Annotated in this window: 9 protein-coding genes; 6 read left to right on the top strand and 3 right to left on the bottom strand. The window is 53.4% G+C overall.

Annotated elements, in window-relative coordinates; translation table 11 throughout:
- Positions 1-297: 297 nt before the first annotated feature.
- The 5 genes from K6T64_RS16100 (at position 298) to K6T64_RS16080 (ending at position 3684) form a co-directional block, all read left to right on the top strand.
- A complete protein-coding gene (locus K6T64_RS16100) occupies positions 298-813 on the top strand; it encodes a Uma2 family endonuclease (RefSeq protein ID WP_288011099.1) in 516 nt (171 codons plus the stop codon).
- Positions 814-951: 138 nt separating this feature from the next.
- Complete coding sequence (locus tag K6T64_RS16095; RefSeq protein WP_288011097.1) at positions 952-1176, top strand: AbrB/MazE/SpoVT family DNA-binding domain-containing protein; 225 nt, start codon at positions 952-954, stop codon at positions 1174-1176.
- Between the two features lie 668 nt (positions 1177-1844).
- Complete coding sequence (locus K6T64_RS16090) at positions 1845-2105, top strand: hypothetical protein (RefSeq protein ID WP_157935566.1); 261 nt, start codon at positions 1845-1847, stop codon at positions 2103-2105.
- A gap of 75 nt (positions 2106-2180) precedes the next feature.
- Entirely contained in the window at positions 2181-2705 is a 525-nt protein-coding gene (locus K6T64_RS16085) for a Uma2 family endonuclease (RefSeq protein WP_288011095.1), read from the top strand.
- Between the two features lie 667 nt (positions 2706-3372).
- Positions 3373-3684 (top strand): NYN domain-containing protein, encoded by a 312-nt coding sequence (locus K6T64_RS16080; RefSeq protein ID WP_288011093.1) that lies wholly within the window; start codon positions 3373-3375, stop codon positions 3682-3684.
- A gap of 360 nt (positions 3685-4044) precedes the next feature.
- Here the strand turns inward: K6T64_RS16080 and K6T64_RS16075 are convergent, their stop codons facing one another.
- The 3 genes from K6T64_RS16075 to K6T64_RS16065 all read right to left on the bottom strand — a co-directional run bounded on the left by K6T64_RS16075 (position 4045) and on the right by K6T64_RS16065 (position 5018).
- Positions 4045-4134, bottom strand: coding sequence for a putative holin-like toxin (locus tag K6T64_RS16075; protein ID WP_288011091.1), 90 nt, complete (start codon positions 4132-4134; stop codon positions 4045-4047).
- 198 nt (positions 4135-4332) lie between these two features.
- Positions 4333-4770, bottom strand: a complete 438-nt coding sequence (locus K6T64_RS16070) for a type II toxin-antitoxin system VapC family toxin (protein WP_288011090.1) — start codon at positions 4768-4770, stop codon at positions 4333-4335.
- Positions 4767-5018 (bottom strand): type II toxin-antitoxin system Phd/YefM family antitoxin, encoded by a 252-nt coding sequence (locus K6T64_RS16065; RefSeq protein ID WP_232070152.1) that lies wholly within the window; start codon positions 5016-5018, stop codon positions 4767-4769. Before K6T64_RS16065 ends, K6T64_RS16070 begins: the two co-directional genes overlap by 4 nt.
- A gap of 233 nt (positions 5019-5251) precedes the next feature.
- On the opposite strand from K6T64_RS16065, the gene K6T64_RS16060 reads away from it, so the two are divergent.
- A complete protein-coding gene (locus K6T64_RS16060) occupies positions 5252-5629 on the top strand; it encodes an ImmA/IrrE family metallo-endopeptidase (protein ID WP_170099943.1) in 378 nt (125 codons plus the stop codon).
- The last annotated feature ends 203 nt before the right edge of the window (positions 5630-5832 follow it).

Here is a 5832-nt window from a genome sequence, read left to right as displayed (position 1 = left end):
ATCGGATGTACTGCGTGCGGGATTGAGTGGGGGTGTGGAGAGTGGAGGGTGGAAGAATATGGACCGTCGAAAATCGAGGGGGGTGGTGTGTCCACCTTTTGAAAAACTACTAAGTAAAAATGTCTACGGTGAGGAGACAATCGGCCGAGTAATCGGAAAAGTTTATCGCAACCGTCAAATCTCCGGGCGACGGGGGCGGTGATGGCCACCTGTTGTGCTGCGGCGGGCGGGTCGCCGACGGGCGCGCATTTCATGCTACAATATGGATACGGAAGGAAGTCGGAAGGGGAGGTGCGCATGGAGCACCAACCGATTGCAGCCGATTTGGAACGGTGGGAGCGGATCGACGGCGTGATTTACGACATGACGCCGCCGCCAACGTCGGAGCACCAAAGGATCGTCGGCAACCTGTTTCGCGAAATCAGCGTATATCTGAAGGGCAAGACGTGTACGGCATATCCGGCCCCCTTTGGAGTTTGGTTGGACACAGAGGACGACGGGAATTACGTGGAGCCGGATATCACAATCGTTTGTGACCCGAGCAAGATACAGCCGAAGGGTTGTGTGGGCGTTCCCGACATGGTGATCGAAGTCCTGAGTCCGGCCACAGCCAAGAAGGACAAGGCCGCGAAGCTGAGGGCGTACAGAACGGCAGGGGTTCGTGAGTATTGGATCGCCGACCCATCGAACCAGATTGTTGAGGTATACAGACTAGCTGACGACAACGTGTTCCCGACAGTCTACGGAAAGGATGACACGGTTGCGGTTGGTATTTTTGGGGACTTGCACATAAACATGCAGGACATCTTTTAGCCCTTTTTTCGCATGTCATATTTTGTCGAATAACGGCGTCACCGGTGGCTCTGGGTGCGCTTTCTTGCCCCGGTCGGGTTTAATGATGGACAAGGGATCTGCGGGTAAGGAGGGGAGCGCAGTGCCTTCAGGACGAGAGTGCAGAAGTGGGGCAACGGCCTGGCCATACGCCTGCCCAGCGCTTTTGCCGAAAGCATTTCGATTCAACAGGGATCTGAGGTCGCACTCAGGCTGACAAACCGCACAATTACCGTGGTTCCGCGAAAGCGAAAACCGTCTTTAGAGGAGTTGCTGGCGAAGATCACCCCGGAAAACCGCCATGAGGCCATTGACTTGGGGACCGTAGGAAAGGAACTGCTTTAAAAAATGCAAGGCCGGGGATATGGAAATGCAAGGGGTGGTGAAGAACCGGGGGACCGGGGGGCCGGGGATCGGGTGAGCGCTCATGTGCTGCGTGCGGGATTGAGTGGGGAGTGGCGGGTGGAAGACGATGGGTTGTCGAAAACTGAGGGGGTGTCGTGTCCACCTTTTGAAAAACTACCGAGTAAAAATGTCTATGCTGGGAAGACATTGGACAGAGTAATCGGAAATTTATATTCGAAAGAGGAACTTCACGACACGAATAGTGATTGCATATTGAAGTGTTTATTCGCCCATTAACGTCTGCGGAGCCTTCCTTTTTCAGGGTGGGCACGTCTGCCATGTTCGTCGATTCCTGATTCGTCAGTTCATGTGAGCTAAACGTTTATGGCTGCAGTAGCATGGCTCGCGATTAAGGTGCGACCCATTGCCAGAAAGCGCTCCAAAGGTCTTCTCTTCTTACAGATTATTGAGGATATCGACAAGAGTTCTTAGCATGAATGCGTTTGGCGTGTGCTCAGAGTGGGTGAGGGCATACCTGTAGAGACTCTTATGGCGGAATGCGAACGCGTCCGTGAAGAACTTTCATGGCCCGGCCGGCTGGTAACGAGTATGGAGCCCGTTTTGCAACCAGATGCGAATCAGTTATAATGACCACAGAGGTGGTCACCATGAAGATGATCAGTATTAAAGAGTTCCGCGATCACGCGACTCAACACCTGAAAACGTCTGAACCCATCATCATCATGCGCGGATCTACGCCCGCCGGAGTCTTCTTGCCTTGGGATGAGTCCATGTTGCCGCCTGACATCGTGAAAAAGGCCATGTATGAGCAACTGTCTCGCCAATTGCAGGAGCAACTGGAGAGGTTGCACGTATCCGAGCAGGAGGTCATGGCGGATTTTGAAGCCTATCGAAAAAATCGTGATTGATGCGAACGCTCTATTGTCCATCGTGATTGGCGGAAAGGCAGCTCAACGCATTGTCCTTGGAAAGGACGTTGCGGGATGCAGCAGGATCACGATTCACGCCAGCTGATTTTGCCTGAAAGGTATGAGGTGATTGATGGCAGGGTGTACGACATGTCCCCTCCGCCGTCCGAGATTCACCAAAGAATTGTGACGAATCTGCTTCGGGAGTTCAGCATCTACCTGAAAGGGCGGGAATGTTTTGCCTATCCGGCCCCCTTTGGCGTGTGGTGGAAGGAGGACGACGATGAGCACGTGGAGCCGGATATTGCGGTCATCTGCGATCCGGGCAAAATTCGGCCGCAAGGTTGCGTGGGTGCTCCAGATCTCATCGTCGAAGTACTCGGCAAATCGACGGCGGAGAAGGACCGGAGCGTGAAAATGACAAAATACCGTATCGCCGGCGTCAGAGAGTACTGGATCGTCGATCCTGAGCACGAGACGGTGGAGGTCTATCACTGGGAGGACAATGTTTTTCAGCAGCCCGATGTGTACGGCGGGGATGGGGAAATACCGGTGCGCATCTTTGATGACCTCGTCATCAAATTGAGAGACGTGTTTTGAATGACAGCATTTGTCTGGAACCGAACCGGGAAATATCCCGCGCAGGTGTAGCAGATGAACTCGACACAGGTGCGTATCTTCGCGCCGGCCTCACTGAAGGGTTGAGAGGACAGGGGAACTCGGGAGCGGGTCCGGTGGTCCTAGAGGTCATCGATGGACGGGTGTACGACACTTCACCTCCCCCGTTTGGGATTCACCAGAGCCATCGTGGCGAATCTGCTTCAGGAATTCAGGTAATGACTCGTTTGTGAAGGTGCCACTGAGTGATTGCGGGAGGTTGAATTTTTTGTTCCCATTGGGTACAGTAAATTCAGAGATAAACGCTGCTGTTCGCCGCAAGGGGGATGGCAGGTCAAGAACGGAGGCGGAGGATTGGCCGAATGGTCGTGCCAATTCTCCGCCTCTTCCATTGGGGGGAGGGTGGTTCCCGTAGTGCGTGTAGCTGTATTTCTGGACGGTGGCTATCTCGACAATGTTCTTCTGAATTTTCAAAGAGCGAAGGTTGATTATGGTGCGATGGTCCAGGACATGGCGAATGGGAGGGATCTTTTGAGGGCGTACTATTATCACTGTTTACCGTACCAATCTGCAACTCCAACACAAGAGGAGAGAGAAGAATTCGCAAAAAAGGAGCGGTTTTTTCGGGCTATAAGCCGACTAAACAGTTTTGCAATACGTCAAGGCAAACTTGCCTGGCATCAATGACCGGGGTGAGCCAATTTTTGAGCAAAAGAGAGTCGATGTCTCTCTCGCGACAGATCTGGTGATGCACAGTACCAAGCGGTTAATCACGCATGCTTCTCTGCTGACTGGTGACAGTGATTTTCTCCCAGCTATCGCCATTGCTCAGAATGAAGGTGTCCATGTCACGCTGTATTATGCGGACAGCGCCCGGCCCAATGATGAGTTGCTGGATGTGGTTGATGAACGCATCCTAATTACCAAAGACATGATTGACCGATGGAGAAGATCTACATAAATGGCATTTCCAGATGATCAGACGATTGTTGCTAATTACCTTGGGAGAGGTTCGCAGGGAGTTTTACCAATCGGAATGCTGAACCTGTCAACGAATGGTCGTTAGCTTCTCCGAGAGACGGTCTCTGACTCTCGAGCGGGCTTGTCTCGCACTTGGCTATGACTCGGACGTTCTCCGGCTGTTAAAGTGATTTTTGGAAGACGTCCCGGTGCAAAGACCGCGTTGCTCCCGGCCTGCTTTCATGCTACGATAAACATGCGCAAAATAAGGCCGCCGGTGTTGGCGACACCGACGGCCGCCCAGGAGCCCTTTCAGGGGCGGCTCCTCCGGTTTACGCGAAAAGACCGCTTGCCCGGTGCATCAGGGGCGGTCTTTTCTATTGGCGTTGATGATCGCGATGACGAGCAGGGCTACATTGATGGCCAACATGAGTGCTTCGAATACGCTCACCGCACCACCTCCCTTCCCCCTGTGGAATCAGGGATCAGGGAGGGCCGCCCCTGACGGAGCCTTGTCCTGAGCCTCTTCATTATAGCCGGACAGCGGGCAATTTTCAGCAGCATCTTCTCCGGTTGTGGACTTTTAGCAAACCATCGCGTGCTGGATAAAGGGTCGCCCTCGGGAACCGCGCATCGTTTGAGGGGGCGATTACAGGTCGGCGCGCGCGTCCGGCCAAGGATTCGTAACCGGAACGTGGCAACGTTCTACATCGCGTACGTTTCGCGTGACCACAACCAGGCCATGAACCCGGGCTGTGGCTGCAATGAGACTATCCATGACAGGGAGTGTTTCTCCTCGCCGCGCCGCGTCTCCACTGATTTCGCCCCAAGCCACCGCCACCTTTTGGTCGACGGGCAAGATGCGTCTCTGAAAACGCTGGGTTAAGTCGTCTTTCAACCACGCCTGCAATTGTTCTGCGCGACTGCGATCCAACAACTTACTCACACCGCGTTGCAGTTCTCCCAGGGTTAATACGCTCAAATACAGGTTTTCCTCATCCTGGTTCTCGACCCACCTCAGGACTGCGGGAGCGGGAGCCCTCTTGACCAGTTCAGAAATGACACAAGTGTCCAGTAAATATTTCACAGTCCAGCCTCCCGCGGATGGTCCCGCAGCCGTTCTGCGTCCAGTTCAACCCCGACCAGAGGGGAACTTCGGAAAAATTCCACCAGACTGGTTTTTGGACGTACCAAACGCTCATATTCCTGAACGGACACCACAACGACCGCAGGTTTCCCGCGCACCGTAATCATCTGTGGACCGTTCCGCATGGCCTTGTGCACAAGTTCACTGAGGCGATTTTTGGCATCCTGAAGCTGCCAGGTCTTATCCATGACCATCCCTTCCCTCGCAAGATGGGCAAGTACGGATTTAGCCAGACTGTCTAGCCATATTATAGTCCAAAATGCTGAACTAGGTGAACAGAAACTTAATGGGTCCGTCCTGACATAGAAGGCCGGTCAGTGGTACGTCTCTTTCCGGACTGAGATGACGCGCCCGAGCCGGTTGATCCGTCCGGATCGACCGGTTTCGCGCGTCAAAGAAAGTTCATCGCCGAGAGCAGATTTTGGCGGACGTTTCACTTTGGTTGGAGGACTTCAATGATCTGGAGAGTCGGCTCGGTGAACGGTTGGACTATTTGTTTGAGGAGATGGATGTCCCCGATTCACCATCAGAGTCTCGGGCGATTGCGGCTGCCGAGAAAGCCCGAGAGAAGCTGGGGCTGAAGAAAAAAGAAGCGGTTCGAGACATCGTTGGGTTGCTGGAATCGGCAGGAATTAAAGTGTATTCGATCATATGCGCATCAGACGGGTTTTTTGGTCTGTCCGTTGCTGGGGAGGATGGAGGACCGGCCATCGTGGTGAATACTTGGGATCGAATTTCTGTGGAGCGCAGGATTTTTAGCGCGGCTCATGAACTCGGTCATCTCCTGTTGCATTTGTGAAACCGGCCGCCGCATCCTCCCCATTTTAATGGGGGTCAAGGCGGCCAAACGCCTTGAAAACATTTGTTTGTAACCTCCTTCAATGGTACAATAAAACCGTGGAAGGTGAGGAGAATGCCCGTGCTTAAAATATAATCTCAACCAAACAGCGTATGAGAAGATTTATCACCGGCTCTCCGGAGATGATCCGCCGGACAGAAGAA

The sequence above is a fragment of the Kyrpidia sp. genome, from assembly GCF_023512215.1.
Classification (GTDB): Bacteria; Bacillota; Bacilli; order Kyrpidiales; family Kyrpidiaceae; genus Kyrpidia; species Kyrpidia spormannii.
This window is presented reverse-complemented; position numbering and strand designations above follow the sequence as displayed.